The organism is Corynebacterium efficiens YS-314 (genome assembly GCF_000011305.1).
Classification (GTDB): domain Bacteria; phylum Actinomycetota; class Actinomycetes; order Mycobacteriales; family Mycobacteriaceae; genus Corynebacterium; species Corynebacterium efficiens.
Genome location: NC_004369.1, coordinates 936,753 through 951,923, shown reverse-complemented (window position 1 = coordinate 951,923; position 15,171 = coordinate 936,753). Strand labels below are relative to the sequence as shown.

The window sequence follows — 15,171 nt, the reverse complement described above, 5'->3', positions numbered from 1 at the left end:
GGTGGTGCCCCCTTGAAGTAAACTCACCGTCATCACTGAAGCCAAAGGAGTCAACATGCGGGAAATCTTCCTCGTCAGCGGTGATTCCACCGAATCGTCCCTGGTGTTCAAGACCTCCCCTGAGGACGGTGCCGAGGAATTCTTCATCGCGGTCACCGACGAACTCCGGGACATCGTGGCCGGTCACCCAGCACCTGCCCCCGTCACCGTCACAGATACCACCGGTGTCTACGTGCCCGGGGGAACCGGCAGCGTGTCCCTCGCCCCGGTCAACGGCGATGCCGACCCGGACGCCCCGGAGGATACGGACACCCAGGGTGAGAGTGATCCCACCGCGGAGCCCGTCGATACGCCCGCTGCGCCCACCGGCCGCACCCCGCGGGAGGAACGGGAGATCGACCCGCGCATCAGTGCGCCATTGATCATGTCGCCACGGGAGATCCAGACACGCATCCGCGCCGGCGCCACCGTCGCCGAGGTCGCCGAGGAAAACGGTGTCACCGAGGCCCGCATCGAGCCCTACGCCCATCCGGTGTTGCTGGAGCGGGCCCGCATCGCCGAGCTGGCCAAGCAGTCGCACCCGGTGCGCGAGGACGGCCCGGCCAAGCTCACCCTGTGGGAGATTCTCGCCACCGCCTTCGCCGCCCGCGGCCACGACCTCACCTCAGCGGTGTGGGATGCCTACCGGGATGCCTCCAACCAGTGGATCGTCCGGGTGGACTGGAAGGCCGGTCTCAGCAACAACCACGCCGAATGGTCCCTCAACCTGCACAACACCAGCTCCCCCACCTCCGATCCGCGCACCCCGGTGGCAGCCGACCTCATTGACCCCGATTTCATCCAGCCCGTCCGCACCCTGACCTCGGTCGGTGGTGGGAAGTACGCAGGCGATGATGAGGACTATGAGAATTCCGGTGACGATGACCGTCGCGCCGACGAACACGCCACCGGCCGCACCGACGCGGACGACGAGGTCACCGCAGCCGAGGGTGAGACCGGGCGGGCACCGGAGGAGGCACCACGCAACCGGCGTCGCAAAGCGGTCACCCCGCACTGGGAAGATGTTCTGCTGGGAGTTCGCGCCAACACCAGGCGCCCGAAGAAATAGGACTGATCAGTCATGCCTCAACAGCTGGGAGAGAATGCGGCCATTGTCACCTTCTGGTTTGTGACGGCAGCCGATCCGCACGCCATCATCCGCTCCGGCCCCCGTGCCGACCGTGGATTCGGCCGCAAGTATCTGGCGCAGCTGAACCCCGCCTGGCCGATCACACCCATCGGCCAGTTCTCCCTCAGCCGATCCGCGCCCGCCTCGGCGAATGAGTTCTACATCGCCGGTTTCCCAGGTGTGACTATCATCCAGACGGCCCTTGAGGATGTCTCCTCCATGGAGTCACTCGATCCACGCATCCTGAAGTCCATGCCTGCCTCGGATATCTATGTCTTCGCCGAGAATGAGCACACCACCCTGGGCGGGTTCGCCCACATCAGGGGCGATGCCATCAAGCGGTCCTTCATCGCTCGTGAGGAACGGGTCTTCGAGGACATCGGGGTGCCCGGAGGGTTTGAGGCACCCTACTGGGCCGGGAAGAAGGGGGAACGGACCAGCCCGCTGTCCCTGCCCTTCAACCCGATCGAACTGGTCCGGGAGGCACAACGCGCCTGGCTGGGATTCGATCCCGCCACCTCACCCGACATCAACGTGGTCGCCTTCGCCGTGGACGGGCGTCCCGAACCCCGGATCGCCGCCCCGAGACGTCAGCCGTCGGTGGATGAGGTCACCCAGAACGCCGCCGAGAAACTCGGGCTGCGCGAATCAGCGGATTACGACGACTACGAACAACATGACATCCCCGACCGTGTGGTCCCCCACCGGGTGGTCGACGGTGCCGGTAAAGTTGCCCGCGCCGCGCAGAGCCTGGGGAAGACCCTGTTCCGGGCGGGCCGGGACCTCGGTTCCACCGTGGCGGAGCGACTCCGGCACACCGACCGCAAAACAACCCCGGCTCCACCGGATACGGTGCGCAGCACGGACACCGGCCGTGGTGATGCACCGCGCCCGACAGCCCGCGACGAAGACAGCGGCGGCACGTCCAGGAGGGGGCGCCGTCCCGGCGCGGATGAGGACCTCTACAGCGGGGATCCCGGGACTACCGAACCATAGACCACCCAGGAGCGGACCTCAGCGCAGGTGACGCTGGGAACGGTCGCGTTCATAGAAGGCGATGGCGGCGGAGGTCGCCAGGTTGAGGCTGTCCGTTCCGGGGGCCATGGGGATCCGGGCGCGCACATCGGTCGCCCTCATGGCATGCTCGGTCAACCCCGGTCCCTCGGCACCGACGAGGAGTGCTACCTTCTCCCTCCCCGCCAGGGCATCCTCCAGGTGGACAGCCTCCGGATCCGGGGTGAGGGAGACGAGGTGGAAGCCGGCGTCGGCAAGCTCGGTCAGGGACCTCTGCCACGTGGTGTAGGTACCGGCGAGATGCGCGTACGGGAGGCGGAGGACATGTCCCATGGACACCCGCACCACACGGCGGTAGAGCGGGTCGGCGCAGCCGTTGCCGAAGAGTATGGCATCAACCCCCATGCCGGCGGCGTTGCGGAACATGGAACCGATGTTCTCATGGTCTCCCACACCCTCCAGCACCACGACCGTGCGGGCGCCGTCCAGGACCGATGCCACGGTGGGTTCCTCCACGCGGTCTGCGGCGGCCAGGAGACCGCGGTGCATGTCGAATCCCGCGACCTCGGCCAGTACCTCCCGGGTGACCTCATAGACGGGGATGTCACCCACCTCATGTTCGGCGAGGAAGGCATCCAGTTTGCCCCGGAATCCGACCAGCGCCCGGACGGGGAACCGTGATTCCAGCAGCCGGCCGGTCACCAGCGGCCCCTCTGCGATGACCAGTCCCCTGCCACCGGGGAGATCCGGGCGGAAATCGGAGCGGTTGAGGTCGCGGAAGTCATCCAGGCGGGTATCGGCCGGGTCGGTGATGATGATGCGCTCTACGGCTGCCACGGTCAGGACACCGCGGCCATGATCGGATCGATGCCGAAGAACACCACGAACAGGGCGGCGACCAGCCACATCAGCCAGTGAATCTGCTTGCTCTTACCCGCGGCGGCGGCCATGACGGCGTACATGATGAAACCGACGCCGATGCCGTTGGCGATGGAGTAGGTGAACGGCATGGTGACAATGGTGAGGAACGCCGGCAGGGCGATGTAGAACTTGGAGAAGTCGATCTCGCGGACCTGGCCCATCATCATGGCGCCGACGATCACCAGGACGGGGGCGGCGGCCTCGATGGGGACGATCTCATACAGCGGGGTGAGGAACATCGCGAGGAGGAACAGACCACCGGTGACGATGTTCGCCAGGCCGGTGCGGGCACCGTCGGCCACACCCGCGGAGGAGTCGGCGAAGACGGTGTTGGAGGATGCGGAGACCGCGCCACCGACGATGGCGCCGGCACCCTCAACAACCAGGGCCTTCTTGATGTCCGGCAGGTTGCCGTCGGCATCGGTGAGGTTGCCCTGCTTGCCCAGTGCCGTCATGGTGCCCATGGCGTCGAAGAAGTTGGCCAGCACGAGGGTGAAGACCAGGAGGCTGGCGGCGAGGACGCCCACGCGGGTGAAGGCGCCGATGAGGTCGACTGCACCGACCAGGGACAGGTCGGGCACACCACCGAAGGAGTCTGGGATGCCCGGAACCGCGAGTGACCAGCCCTCGGGGTTGGGTTCACCGTCCTCGAAGGAGGCACCCGCCCCGAAGATCGCCTCGGCGATGATGGCCACGATCGTGGTGCCCAGGATGCCGATGAACAGGCCGCCACGCACACCGCGGACAACGAGGATGCCACACAGCAGGACACCGATGATGAACACCAGGGTGGGCCAGGAGGCAATCGACCCGTCGATACCGAGGGTGACGGGGACGGTGGTTCCGGCGGCATCGGGGATACGCCGGACGAACCCAGCATCCACCAGACCGATCATCGCGATGAACATGCCGATGCCGACACTGATGGCTGCCTTCATGGACTGCGGGATGGCGCGGAACACCGCAACGCGGAATCCCGAGACAGCCAGGATGACGATGACGATACCGTCGATGACGACCAGGCCCATCGCCTCCGGCCAGGTCAGTCCCTCACTGGCGACGAGGGTGACCGCAACCAGGGTGTTCAGGCCCAGGCCCGCCGCGATACCGAAGGGGTACCGGGCGATGAGACCGAAGGCGATGGTCATGACACCGGCGGCCAGCGCGGTCACCGCCGCGACCTGGGGGATACCGAGGGTGTTACCGTTGACATCCTCGGTGGTACCGAGGATCAGCGGGTTGAGGATGATGATATAGGCCATCGCGAAGAAGGTGACCACACCGGCACGGATCTCCGTGGCGATGGTCGACCCCCTCTCGGAGATGGAGAAATAACGGTCCAGGACACCCCTGGGCTCCGTTGCGTTTTTCGACGTCATGACCGCAAACCTGTTTCTATGCTGGGAAGCGCCCCCGGCTGGGGACGCACTGAAAGCGACGCGTCTGCATCCCGTCCACTGCCTGCGACACAGGTGCCATTGATGGGGCCCTCCCGCAACCGGCAAGCAGTTAGGTGCTATGAGTGCGTGGAAATTGTTTCACCCCTACCCGGTGACAGGCAACTCCAACGGAGAAAGAACGGGCAATTAAGGACCTTCATCAACTGCCCCACCCGCTGAGATGCTACTGTTTGGCTGTCCTCCATTTATGGGGAAGTTGTTCGGCAGGCGTCAGTTCTAGAACGGAAGGTGCATCGACACACCGTGGTGGCCACAAGTTTTCACATGCTCAACGGCCGGGTCCGGGCGTTTTCCGCCCATATGCAACGGCTGGTCACCCAGATCCCCGCAGCAGCTGCGTACGAGGATGAGATCCGCGAGAAACTACGCTGCGCAGGACCCGATGTCTTTGTCACCATCCTGGCGGAGAACCACGGTTACAACGTGGAGATCCGCCCCTCCCGCCCCTTCTCCCCCACCATCACCGTGGATGCGCACGGACACACCGATGAACGGGAGAGCCCCGGTATCAGGGGCCGTGATCAGGCCTGGCAGTCCCGCGCCCAGGCCGCCTCACGCCGCCGCGGTGCTGACACCGGCCTGCTCATCAACGAACGCGGAAGGGCCATCAGCCCCATCGAGGGATCATTCCTCGTTCTCCAGGGTGACATCGTCTTCCATTCCACCCACGAGCGTGCGCTGCCGTCAGTACTGGAGACCCCGGTGATGAACTACCTCCTCACCCAGGGCGCGACCCCGAAGGCCCGCCCGGAGGGTTTCGACATCGAGGAGATGCGCCGCGCCGAGGTGTGGTTCATCAGTTCCTTCAGCGGTATCCAGCTGGTGGAGGCATGGATGGAGTACGGCAGTGTCTTCCGCATCGGCGAGAAGCGACCGGTGGCCGCGTTCATGCCCACCTTCTCCGAGGTGAACCAACACCTGTGGGATGAGGCGGAGACGGTTTAGACTCAGCAGTCATGCTGCCCAATAAACTGTCTGCCATCCCCGTGGTGCTGTCCATCACCCTGTCGTCAGTCCTGTCATCCGGGTGTTCCACGGCTACCGACGCCCCCGGTTCCCCGGAATCCTCCCCATCACCCACGGGAACGGTTGAGCGCCTGGTCCCGGAGATCATCACCGTCCATCCCTTCGATGACACCGTCTTCACCCAGGGCTTGGAGGTCGATGGGGATCAGCTGCTGGTGGGCACCGGCCAGTACGGTGGTTCGGAGATCTTCCGCACCACACTCGACGGGCAACGGTCCGATGTCCACCAGCTGGAGGACCGGTTCTTCGGTGAGGGTGTCACCCACACCGGTGATCATGTGTGGCAGTTGACCTGGAGGGCGGGAACCGCCTTCAAACGGGAGGCGGGAACCCTGGAGGAGATCGACCGGGTCTCCTACGAGGGTGAGGGCTGGGGTCTGTGTTCCCTCGGGGACACCCTCATCATGTCGGATGGCACCGATGAGATCCGCCACCTGGATCCGGACACCTTCGCGGAGACCTCCCGGGTGGAGGTCACACTCGCCGGGCAACCGGTCACCGGGATCAATGAGCTCGAGTGCGTGGATGGTGAGGTCTACGCCAATATCTTCCTCGACACCGACATCATCCGGTTTGACCCCACCACCGGTGAGGTCACCGCCGTCATCGACGGTTCGGTGCTGCCCAACAACGCCCTGCCCGATCCGGACAATGTGCTCAACGGCATCGCCCACATTCCCGGAACGGACCGTTTCTACCTCAGCGGCAAGCGTTGGCCCGACCTCTACGAGGTCCGGTTCGTCGGCGCCGATCAGCGCTGACTAGAATCAGGTTCCATGGCTAGCCGGAAGACCAAACGCAAGAATTTCATCCAGATCGCGACGCTGCTCGTGGCGGTGGTGGTTGTGGTGGTGATCTCTGTTGTGTTCCAGAACTGGTGGAACAACCGCCCAGAACCGGAACCGGAGACCGTCTCCATCACCGCCAGCTCACCCGCCGGTGAGATCGAGGTCTTCCCCTACAGCATCTGTGAGCCGGGTGTGGAATGCGCGGAGAACGAGGTTCCCACCCTCGAGGTCGGTGCGGATGAGGAACTGCGGCTGACCATCCCCGAGATCATCCACGACCACGACTGGTACCTGCTGACCATCTACGATGATCCGGCAGCCAACGACGAGTTCTACCACACCAGTTACGAAACAACCGAGGTCACGGTTCCCGGTTCGGTTGATCCCGTGACCGAGGGCGGAGAACGTCCCCGTCTGGTGGTCGTGGAGGTGACCTCCGTGATGATCGGAACGGATGACAACGGCGAGGAGACCCCCTACACCACCACCTGGTCCCTGGCCACTGTGGAGCAGTAGAGGAACAGCAGAGGCCACCGCGGCATCACCTCGTCGATGCACCACTCACACAGATAGGACAACGGTCCCCGGGGTTCAGGTCATTCTGAACCCCGGGGACCGTTGCTGTGTCCGGTTCGGCCACCCGGGTCGACCCCGGTTGGCAGGCCCGCTGGTTATGCCTCGAGTTCCTTGGCCACGGCGCGCAGGATCTTGGCCACCTGCTCCCCGACCTTGCGGTCGGGGTAGTGGCCCTTGAGCAGCGCCGGTTGCACCGTCCCCTCCAGCATAGTCACCATGTCGGAGATGATTCCGTTGAGTTCCTCCGGCTTGTAGGTGTGCTGTGGGCGACGGCGGGGGGTTTCCAGCACCTTCACGCGCAGGGCCTGGGGGCCTTTACGCCCTGCGGCGAAGTCGAATTCGATGCGCTGTCCCTGGTGGAGTTCGGTGACTCCCTTGGGCAGGACCTGCTTGCCCACGAAGCAGTCCTCGCCACCCGGATTGGAGACAAAGCCGAAACCACGCTCAGGGTCATACCATTTCACAGTTCCGACAGGCACGTGCCCTCACCACTTTCTTCCTCAAAAAAACCAACCACTAGCTAAAAGTACGAAGAGACTATTATACACCCCACCCGGTGGCGCTAAAATCCTTCCGGAAACCGGCTTAGTTACGAAAAGATCCATTTTGTGACATACATCATACACCCCTCGACCATCGGGGTGACCTGCACAAATTCCACCTCCGCGACCCCCGGTTTGGTGAAGAACGGATAAAAAACGTGACACAATCGTGACCTTCCGATTACGGTGTCCCTCAGGCATTGCAACAGTTCGCCGAATCCGGCTCATCGCCAAACCCTGTCTGGGGCCGGAGGGGAACACACCGCAGATGCATCAGACCTACAAACCACACACGCTTCTACCTTGTAGAAGACTTGCAGACAGGGACGGGGAACCCACCTGCCCACCGCGGGCACCGGAGGTAACTCCTTGGGGTGAAGCCGAAGTTCTCCTTCGGCAGGGCACATCCTCCGCCCTAACCCGACAGCTAACCTCGACGGCGACAGATGAGAGGACATGCTTTTCATGGGACGTCATTCCGCCAAGACCGCCACCCCGTTCGTCAAGATGGCTGCCACCACCGTTGCCTTCGGTGCCGCCGCTGTGGCCTTCGCCCCGGCCGCCTCCGCAGCCCCCGACTCTGACTGGGACCGTCTCGCCAACTGCGAGTCCGGTGGAAACTGGGCCATCAACACCGGCAACGGCTACCACGGTGGCCTGCAGTTCTCCCCGAGCACCTGGCGCGCCTACGGTGGCGACGAGTTCGCACCGTTTGCCTACCAGGCCACCCGCGAGCAGCAGATCGCCGTCGCCGAGCGCACCCTCGCCGGTCAGGGCTGGGGCGCATGGCCCGCCTGCTCAAGCAAGCTGGGACTGAACTCCGCCCCCACCCCGCGCAACCTCAACCCCGCTCCGGCACCTGCCCCGGCTCCGGCAGCACCGGCCGAGTACCGTGCCACCGTGGACACCAACACCAACCCGGTTGTCGGTTCCAGCGACCTCAACACCGTCCAGGGCATCTACGATGCTGTCTCCGGCACCCTGGCGCAATACGGTGTGCAGGTCCCCGCCGAGATCCAGGCGCACTACAACGCCTTCATCGGCCGCTAAACCTACCTGCCCGTCGGTGCTCCACCGACTGCACCGGCTCCACCGGCTGGATCACAAGGGGCGGGCCCTTCCCCATCGCGGGAGGGCCCGCCCCTTTCGTGTCTGCACCCGGGGATGAGAAGACCCCCACCCTGACGGACCGGTGATCGGTCTGCCGGGGTGGGGGTCTGCTTCAGGACCCGCGGAAACTCTCTAGCGGTTGATACGGGTGTACGGGTGGACGTAGCCGATCGTCTCGGCCGGGACCGGGAATTCCATATCGTCGCCCCATGGGCTGGACGCGCCAGCATAGGGAGCAATGAGTTCAGTGACTACGTGACCTTCGCTTGGGTCGTGATCGGGCCAAGCCGGATCAACGTAACCCTTCTTCTCTACATTTGCCATGTTTCCCATTCTCTCAAATCCGACAGACAAAAGTCACCTCAACTGCACCTAAACTTGGGGACATCATGAAAAAAGATTCCCCCGTTCCCACCCTCACGGGGTGGTTGGAACAGCTCGACGATGACCAACTGTCTGGAATTCTCCGTAACCGACCCGACACCGCCCTTCCCCTACCACCTGGTTTAGGTTCCCTTGCTGCACGTTTACAACTGCGGGCCTCCATCCAGCGCGCCGTCCACAAACTATCCGCCCTTGAGTTGGCGGTGCTGGAGGCCGCCGCCAACGCGGGTGCGGAACTCAACCCGATTACTGCCCCCGAAGTGGTGGAGCGACTCCACCGTGCGCTGCGTCATTCCGCAGCCGTGCCCACCGCCGAACAGATCGGTGAGGCGCTTAACCGTCTCCGGCAGCTGGCGCTCGTCTTCGGTGGGGAGCGGTTCATTATCCTGCCTGAGACCATGGCCACGCTTCCCACCAACTGGCAGCTGTTGCCGGAGGAACACGGGAGGAGCCTGACGTTCGGGGAGGCGTCGCAAAGCATTGAGGCGCTGCCCGCACGTCACCGCAAGATCCTGGTCACGCTGGTCACCTCCAACGGGCTGGGGCTCACCCGCGACGCCGCGCTGTCCGCGGATCCCGCGCGCCCGATCCCGCAGCTGATCAAGGCGGGTCTGCTCTCGCGTGTGGATGAGCAGACCGTCAAACTGCCGGGCGTGGTGCGGCGCGTGCTGGAGGGCCAGGAGGACACCGCCTGGCGTGTGGTGCCCGTCGAACCCAGCGCGGTCCCGGGCGCGGACGATGCGGGTATCGCCGCGGGGTTGGAGGTGGCGCGCCTGCAACGGATGCTTATCGACGCCCTCTCCACCGCCCCGGCATCCACCCTCAAGGAGGGAGCGCTCGGCGTGCGCATGGTCACCCGGCTGACCCGGGAACTGCAGGTGGATGAGCAGCAGGTCGCCAGGGTGGTCAGCCTGGGTGTGTCCAGCGGGCTGCTGCGCCGCGGGGTGCCCGACCCCCTCCCGGCCGATGACGACGGCGGTGACTATATCGCCCCGACCCCGGTGGCCGATGAGTGGCTGCAGGCCACCCTGGCCGAGCAACTCGCCCACCTGATGCGGGGTTGGTGGACGCAGACGTACGCTGCCTGGCTGGTCGGCGAGGCCGATGAGAAGAACAAACCCATCCACCTGCTCAGCCCGGCCTCGCGACGGGATGCGCTGCCGGAGACCCGCGCCATGATCCTGCAGTCCCTGACCCGGGTTGGTGAGGAGGATCTGGAGGCGGATCTGTTCTTCCACCACCCCCTGGCGGCATCGCGCATCCCGAGGGAGACCATCCGCCACCTGCTGGAGGAGGCCCGCTGGATCGGCGCGGTGGCCGGGGGTGGTGTGACCTCGCCGGCGCGGGTACTGACACAGGCCCCGGCGGGTGTGATCCCGGAGATTGCAGACATCGCCGTGGCGGTCCGCGCCCCGAAACCGGTGGACTACTTCATCGTGCAGGCCGATTACACCGTCATGGTGCCCGGTCCCCTGCAACCGGAGATGCAGAAGATCATCGGGCAGCTCGCCGATCTGGAGTCCCCGGGCCTGGCCAGTGTCTACCGCATCAGTGAGGCCTCGCTGCGCCACGCGATGGATCTGGGACTCACCGCCACCGAGATCGAGGATTTCCTCACCCAGCACAGCGCCACCGGGCTGCCCCAGTCGGTGGCGTATCTGCTGCAGGACATCGCCCGCCGGCACGGCACGCTGCGTGGTGGGCCCGCCCTGTGTTATCTCCGCAGTGATGACCCGGCCCTGCTGCACTCCGCGGTGGAGGCGGCAGGGGCGCTCGGGTTACGTCAGATCGCGCCGACCGTGGCGGTGTCCAACGCCTCCCTCATCGAGGTGATCACCGCCCTGCGCAAGGCCGGGATGCAGCCGGTGGCGGAGGATGCCCTGGGTGCCAGCCTCGATCTGGCACCACGGCCGGCCCGTGTGCCGGCCGCGGAACAACCCCGGTCCGCCGGCCCCCTGGATGAGAGCCGCATCAGGGCGGCGGTGGCCGCGATCCGGCGGGAGGAGGTGGCACGCACCGGAACGGTCTCGGATCAGCCCACCCTGGCGGTGCTGCAGGCCGCGGTGCGGGGACAGCGGACGGTGACGCTGGGGTTCGTCGACAAGCAGGGGGTTGCGGTGCACCGGACCGTCAAGCCTCTGACGGTCAACGCCGGTCAGGTCGACGCGCTGGATGAATCCACCGGTGCCGTGCACCGTTTCATGTTGCACAGGATCACAGAGGTGATAGTGGACTAGCGGGAAAACAGTGACATAATGGAGGTTTGTATATCGATAGGAGACACATTTAGTGGCCTTTGGCGATGGACCTCTGATCGTCCAATCCGACAAAACCGTCCTGCTGGAAACCGGTCATGACCTGGCCGGTGAAGCCCGCGCCGCGCTCGCCCCCTTCGCCGAGCTCGAGCGCGCACCCGAGCACGTCCACACCTACCGCATCACCCCGCTGGCACTGTGGAACGCCCGCGCCGCGGGCCACGACGCGGAGCAGGTGGTCGACGTCCTCGAGCGCTACAGCCGTTTCCCCGTCCCCCAACCCCTGCTTGTCGACGTCGCCGAGACCATGTCCCGCTACGGCCGTGTGCGCATGCACAAACACCCCGCCCACGGCCTGATCCTGGAATCCTCCGAACCGGCGATCCTCGTGGAGATCTCCCGCCACAGGAAGATCAAACCGATGCTGGGACAGCAGCTCGACCCCGAGACCATCGCGGTGCACCCCTCTGAGCGGGGCCGCCTGAAACAGGAACTGCTCAAGATCGGTTGGCCGGCTGAGGACCTCGCCGGCTATGTCGACGGTGAGGCGCACCCCATCGCGCTGTCCACCGAGGTCGAGGACTGGTCGCTGCGTGACTACCAGCAATACGCCGCCGACTCCTTCTGGGAGGGTGGTTCCGGCGTGGTCGTGCTGCCGTGTGGTGCCGGCAAGACGATGGTGGGTGCGGCCTCCATGGCCAGGGCCCAGGCCACCACCCTCATCCTGGTCACCAACACCGTCGCCGGGCGCCAGTGGAAGGATGAGCTGCTGCGCCGCACCACCCTCACCGAGGATGAGATCGGCGAATACTCCGGTGAACGCAAGGAGATCCGCCCGGTCACCATCGCCACCTACCAGGTGGTCACCCGTCGCACCAAGGGCGAATACAAGGCGCTGGAGCTGTTCGACTCCCGCGACTGGGGCCTGATCATCTACGACGAGGTGCACCTGCTGCCCGCCCCGGTGTTCCGCATGACCTCCGATCTGCAGTCCAGGCGCCGACTGGGCCTGACCGCCACCCTCGTGCGCGAGGACGGCCGCGAGGGCGACGTGTTCTCCCTCATCGGCCCGAAGCGTTACGACGCCCCATGGAAGGACCTCGAGGCCCAGGGCTTCATCGCCACCGCCGACTGCGTGGAGGTCCGCACCACCATGACCGATGCCGAACGCATGGTCTACGCCACCGCGGAGACCGCCGACCGCTACCGCCTGGCCGCCACTGCCCACACCAAGACCCGTGTGGTCCGGAGGATCCTGGAACAGCATCAGGGGCAACCCACCCTCATCATCGGTGCCTACCTGGATCAGCTGGAGGAACTCGGGGCGGAATTCGATGCCCCCATCGTGGACGGCAAGACCTCCAACAAGAAGCGCGGGGAGTTGTTTGATAGATTCCGTTCCGGCGAACTGAACGTGCTGGTGGTGTCCAAGGTGGCGAATTTCTCCATCGACCTGCCCGAGGCCGCCGTGGCCATCCAGGTCTCCGGTACCTTCGGGTCCCGCCAGGAGGAGGCCCAGCGACTGGGCAGGCTCCTGCGCCCCAAGGCCGACGGTGGCGAAGCCCACTTCTACTCCGTGGTCAGCCGGGACACCCTGGACACCGAATACGCCGCCCACCGGCAACGGTTCCTCGCCGAACAGGGTTATGCCTACCGGATCATCGACGCCGACGATCTCCTCTTCCCCATTACCGAGAAAGAAACATAGATGACGCACTTCTCCTTTGACGTCGACGAAGCCTACGCCCGGAAGAACAACGAGTTCCTCCGCGACACCAAACGCCTCCAGATCTCCGCATTCTTCTTCGGTCTGGTGCTGCTGGCGATCGGTGGGGTGTTGTACTACCTGGCCGACGGCGCCGTCTGGGGCTGGATGGTCCTGATCGTCATGGGCATCATGGCGGCCCTGAGTTTCGTCATGATCCCCGTCCTGCCCCGCCAGGTCGGTTCCGCCGAATCGCTCTACAACACCTATCCCCTGGTCCCGGCCGTGGTGGCTGAGATCAACCCCCGCGATGTGGTGCTGCTGGCCCTGGTCAACACCAATGTGGATGAAACCCTGCCCCCACGCTGGGGTCTGGCGGTGCGCACCATCAACCGCCTCGGTGTGCATGACCGCAAACTCGGTGAGCGCGTGCCGTCCGTGGCCGTCAGTGGCCGACGCACCATCCGCGACCAGGACCACTGGGATGAAATCAGCCCCATGCCCATCACCTGGGGCACCACGGACGCCGACGTGGTCCGACGCGCCGAGAAGACCATCCCCCACGACCTGTGGAACAAGCTGGAGAAGAACCGCAACAGGCTCGACGAGGTCAAGAACACCCGCATGAACCTGCTGGTGCTCTAGGAAGTTCTTCAGGGAAATATGCTGCCGGTGGTAGCCACTGAGAAATCGGTGGTGGCCACCGGCTTTTTGTCTGCCTGGGTAGGCTCCGTCGTTATAGGGAGCCTGCCGCGCGCAGCCGCTGTGCCGCCTCCCGCAGTGTGTCCTCCTGCTTGCAGAACGCGAACCGTACCTTCGAGGACCATTGTTCGGGCTTGTCGACGAACGCCTGTACCGGAATCGCCGCCACCCCGACCCGGTCAATGAGATCGAAGCAGAACTCCGCACCATCACGCTCGCCGATGTCTGCGACCACGAAATACGTTCCATGCGAATCATGGACCTTCAGGCCAGCCTGCGTCAGCGCGTCTGTGAGGATATCCCGTTTGTTCTGCAGCCCCTTGCGCATCTGTTTGACCCACGGTTTCTCATGGGCGACGGCATGGGCGACAGCGGGTTGGAACGGGGTAGCACCCACATAGGACATGAACTGTTTCGCCCGGATCACCGCCTCCAGGATCGGGGCGGGGGCCAGCGCCCAGCCGGTCTTCCATCCCGTGACGTTGAAGGTCTTGGCCGCCGAGGACACCGTGATCGTCCGATCCCACATGCCGGGCAGACTAGCAACAGCGGTGTGGGAGACCTTGTCGAAGGTCAGGTGCTCATACACCTCATCAGAGAGCACCAACAGATCATAGGCACGGGCGATACCCGCGAGGGCCTCCAATGACCGCTTGGAGAACACCGACCCCGTGGGGTTGTGCGGACTATTGACGATGATCATGCTCGTCTTCTTCGTCACAGCGGCATGGACAGCATCGGTGTCGAGCACCCAGGTATTGTCCTCCTCCTTCAGGGGCACGGCCACCCGCGTCGCGCCGGCCAGGGCGATGGCCGCGGCGTAAGCATCATAATAGGGCTCAAGGACAATCACCTCATCCCCCGGCTCCACCAACCCCAGCACCGACGCGGAGATCGCCTCGGTGGCGCCGACGGTGATGAGGACCTCCGTGTCGGGGTCGTAGTCGAGTTTGAAGCGTTTATGTCTGTCACTGGCCACCGCTGTGCGCAGTCCCAGGTCTCCCCTGCCACCGGAGTACTGATTGTTGCCCCCGAGGATCTGCTGCGAGGCGATCTCCAGCATCGGTGCCGGGCCGTCCTCATCGGGGAATCCCTGCCCCAGATTGATGGCCCCGGCTTCATTGGCCCGCTGGGTCATGGTGGCAAAGATGGTCTCCCCGAAGGGACGCAGACGCTCGACGACATACTTGTTCCTCATGTCGGAAACTCTATTTCATGCCATGATGAGATTCTTGCTCAGCCCGCCATAATTCCGGGTAGAGACATAAAAAGGGGGGTGTGTCCGGGGAACATCCCCGACACACCCCCCTGACTGCATAGTGGACGTGCAAAAGCAGGGGGTGGGGCCCGCACCACACGGTACGAACCCCACCCCTCTGATCAATCATTAAGTTGTTGGTCGGCGGTCACCTACTCTCCCACACCCTCCCGAGTGCAGTACCATCAGCGTAACCAGGCTTAGCTTCCGGGTTCGGAATGGGACCGGGCGTTTCCCTGCTACTATCACCACCGACACACCT

At 64.6% G+C, this 15,171-nt stretch carries 13 protein-coding genes, 1 rRNA gene, 1 pseudogene and 1 riboswitch; of the genes and pseudogenes, 9 read left to right on the top strand and 6 right to left on the bottom strand.

Going from position 1 to position 15,171, the window contains the following annotated elements; all coding sequences use genetic code 11:
- Positions 1 to 55 precede the first annotated feature (55 nt).
- Entirely contained in the window at positions 56 to 1,108 is a 1,053-nt protein-coding gene (sepH, locus tag CE_RS04625) for a septation protein SepH (RefSeq protein WP_006770134.1), read from the top strand.
- 12 nt (positions 1,109 to 1,120) lie between these two features.
- Positions 1,121 to 1,993: pseudogene (locus CE_RS04620) on the top strand (DUF6928 family protein); the annotation flags it as partial.
- A gap of 189 nt (positions 1,994 to 2,182) precedes the next feature.
- Here the strand turns inward: CE_RS04620 and CE_RS04615 are convergent.
- Positions 2,183 to 3,019, bottom strand: coding sequence for a TrmH family RNA methyltransferase (locus tag CE_RS04615; RefSeq protein WP_006770137.1), 837 nt, complete (start codon positions 3,017 to 3,019; stop codon positions 2,183 to 2,185).
- A 2-nt stretch (positions 3,020 to 3,021) separates the two neighbouring features.
- Positions 3,022 to 4,482 (bottom strand): NCS2 family permease, encoded by a 1,461-nt coding sequence (locus CE_RS04610; RefSeq protein ID WP_006770138.1) that lies wholly within the window; start codon positions 4,480 to 4,482, stop codon positions 3,022 to 3,024.
- A gap of 327 nt (positions 4,483 to 4,809) precedes the next feature.
- On the opposite strand from CE_RS04610, the gene CE_RS04605 reads away from it, so the two are divergent.
- The 3 genes from CE_RS04605 to CE_RS04595 are packed head-to-tail and all read left to right on the top strand — an operon-like array spanning position 4,810 to position 6,893.
- Positions 4,810 to 5,508 carry a hypothetical protein gene (locus CE_RS04605; protein ID WP_231844061.1) on the top strand — a complete coding sequence of 233 codons (699 nt, stop codon included), beginning with the start codon at positions 4,810 to 4,812 and terminating at the stop codon, positions 5,506 to 5,508.
- Between the two features lie 11 nt (positions 5,509 to 5,519).
- Positions 5,520 to 6,350: a glutaminyl-peptide cyclotransferase gene (locus CE_RS04600; RefSeq protein ID WP_006770141.1), complete on the top strand. Its 831-nt coding sequence runs from the start codon at positions 5,520 to 5,522 to the stop codon at positions 6,348 to 6,350.
- A gap of 15 nt (positions 6,351 to 6,365) precedes the next feature.
- Positions 6,366 to 6,893, top strand: coding sequence for a DUF2771 domain-containing protein (locus tag CE_RS04595; protein ID WP_006770142.1), 528 nt, complete (start codon positions 6,366 to 6,368; stop codon positions 6,891 to 6,893).
- Between the two features lie 155 nt (positions 6,894 to 7,048).
- Here CE_RS04595 and CE_RS04590 read toward each other — a convergent pair whose 3' ends face one another.
- Complete coding sequence (locus CE_RS04590) at positions 7,049 to 7,432, bottom strand: cold-shock protein (protein ID WP_011075186.1); 384 nt, start codon at positions 7,430 to 7,432, stop codon at positions 7,049 to 7,051.
- A 346-nt stretch (positions 7,433 to 7,778) separates the two neighbouring features.
- Positions 7,779 to 7,953, top strand: a riboswitch (cyclic di-AMP (ydaO/yuaA leader).
- 7 nt (positions 7,954 to 7,960) lie between these two features.
- On the opposite strand from CE_RS04590, the gene CE_RS04585 reads away from it, so the two are divergent.
- On the top strand, positions 7,961 to 8,545 hold the full coding sequence (locus tag CE_RS04585) for a resuscitation-promoting factor Rpf1 domain-containing protein (RefSeq protein WP_035109960.1): 585 nt from the start codon (positions 7,961 to 7,963) through the stop codon (positions 8,543 to 8,545).
- 192 nt (positions 8,546 to 8,737) lie between these two features.
- On the opposite strand, the gene CE_RS14820 is transcribed toward CE_RS04585, so the two are convergent.
- On the bottom strand, positions 8,738 to 8,929 hold the full coding sequence (locus CE_RS14820; RefSeq protein ID WP_143758419.1) for a hypothetical protein: 192 nt from the start codon (positions 8,927 to 8,929) through the stop codon (positions 8,738 to 8,740).
- A 65-nt stretch (positions 8,930 to 8,994) separates the two neighbouring features.
- Here CE_RS14820 and CE_RS04580 point away from each other — a divergent pair, with 65 nt between their 5' ends.
- The 3 genes from CE_RS04580 to CE_RS04570 are packed head-to-tail and all read left to right on the top strand — an operon-like array spanning position 8,995 to position 13,594.
- Complete coding sequence (locus CE_RS04580; RefSeq protein WP_006770146.1) at positions 8,995 to 11,226, top strand: helicase-associated domain-containing protein; 2,232 nt, start codon at positions 8,995 to 8,997, stop codon at positions 11,224 to 11,226.
- A gap of 52 nt (positions 11,227 to 11,278) precedes the next feature.
- Entirely contained in the window at positions 11,279 to 12,952 is a 1,674-nt protein-coding gene (locus tag CE_RS04575) for a DNA repair helicase XPB (protein ID WP_006770147.1), read from the top strand.
- Positions 12,953 to 13,594, top strand: a complete 642-nt coding sequence (locus tag CE_RS04570) for a DUF3239 domain-containing protein (protein WP_006770148.1) — start codon at positions 12,953 to 12,955, stop codon at positions 13,592 to 13,594.
- A gap of 91 nt (positions 13,595 to 13,685) precedes the next feature.
- Here CE_RS04570 and CE_RS04565 read toward each other — a convergent pair whose 3' ends face one another.
- Positions 13,686 to 14,849 (bottom strand): pyridoxal phosphate-dependent aminotransferase, encoded by a 1,164-nt coding sequence (locus CE_RS04565; protein WP_006770149.1) that lies wholly within the window; start codon positions 14,847 to 14,849, stop codon positions 13,686 to 13,688.
- A gap of 199 nt (positions 14,850 to 15,048) precedes the next feature.
- A 5S ribosomal RNA gene (rrf, locus tag CE_RS04560) occupies positions 15,049 to 15,165 on the bottom strand.
- Between the last annotated feature and the right edge of the window lie 6 nt (positions 15,166 to 15,171).

Bases quoted from the DNA above. Each gene is read 5' to 3' on its own strand.
- sepH (WP_006770134.1), top strand. From the start codon at position 56: ATGCGGGAAATCTTCCTCGTCAGCGGTGATTCCACCGAATCGTCCCTG.
- CE_RS04610 (WP_006770138.1), bottom strand. From the start codon at position 4,482: ATGACGTCGAAAAACGCAACGGAGCCCAGGGGTGTCCTGGACCGTTAT.
- CE_RS04600 (WP_006770141.1), top strand. From the start codon at position 5,520: ATGCTGCCCAATAAACTGTCTGCCATCCCCGTGGTGCTGTCCATCACC.
- CE_RS04595 (WP_006770142.1), top strand. From the start codon at position 6,366: ATGGCTAGCCGGAAGACCAAACGCAAGAATTTCATCCAGATCGCGACG.
- CE_RS04585 (WP_035109960.1), top strand. From the start codon at position 7,961: ATGGGACGTCATTCCGCCAAGACCGCCACCCCGTTCGTCAAGATGGCT.
- CE_RS14820 (WP_143758419.1), bottom strand. From the start codon at position 8,929: ATGGCAAATGTAGAGAAGAAGGGTTACGTTGATCCGGCTTGGCCCGAT.
- CE_RS04580 (WP_006770146.1), top strand. From the start codon at position 8,995: ATGAAAAAAGATTCCCCCGTTCCCACCCTCACGGGGTGGTTGGAACAG.
- CE_RS04570 (WP_006770148.1), top strand. From the start codon at position 12,953: ATGACGCACTTCTCCTTTGACGTCGACGAAGCCTACGCCCGGAAGAAC.
- CE_RS04565 (WP_006770149.1), bottom strand. From the start codon at position 14,849: ATGAGGAACAAGTATGTCGTCGAGCGTCTGCGTCCCTTCGGGGAGACC.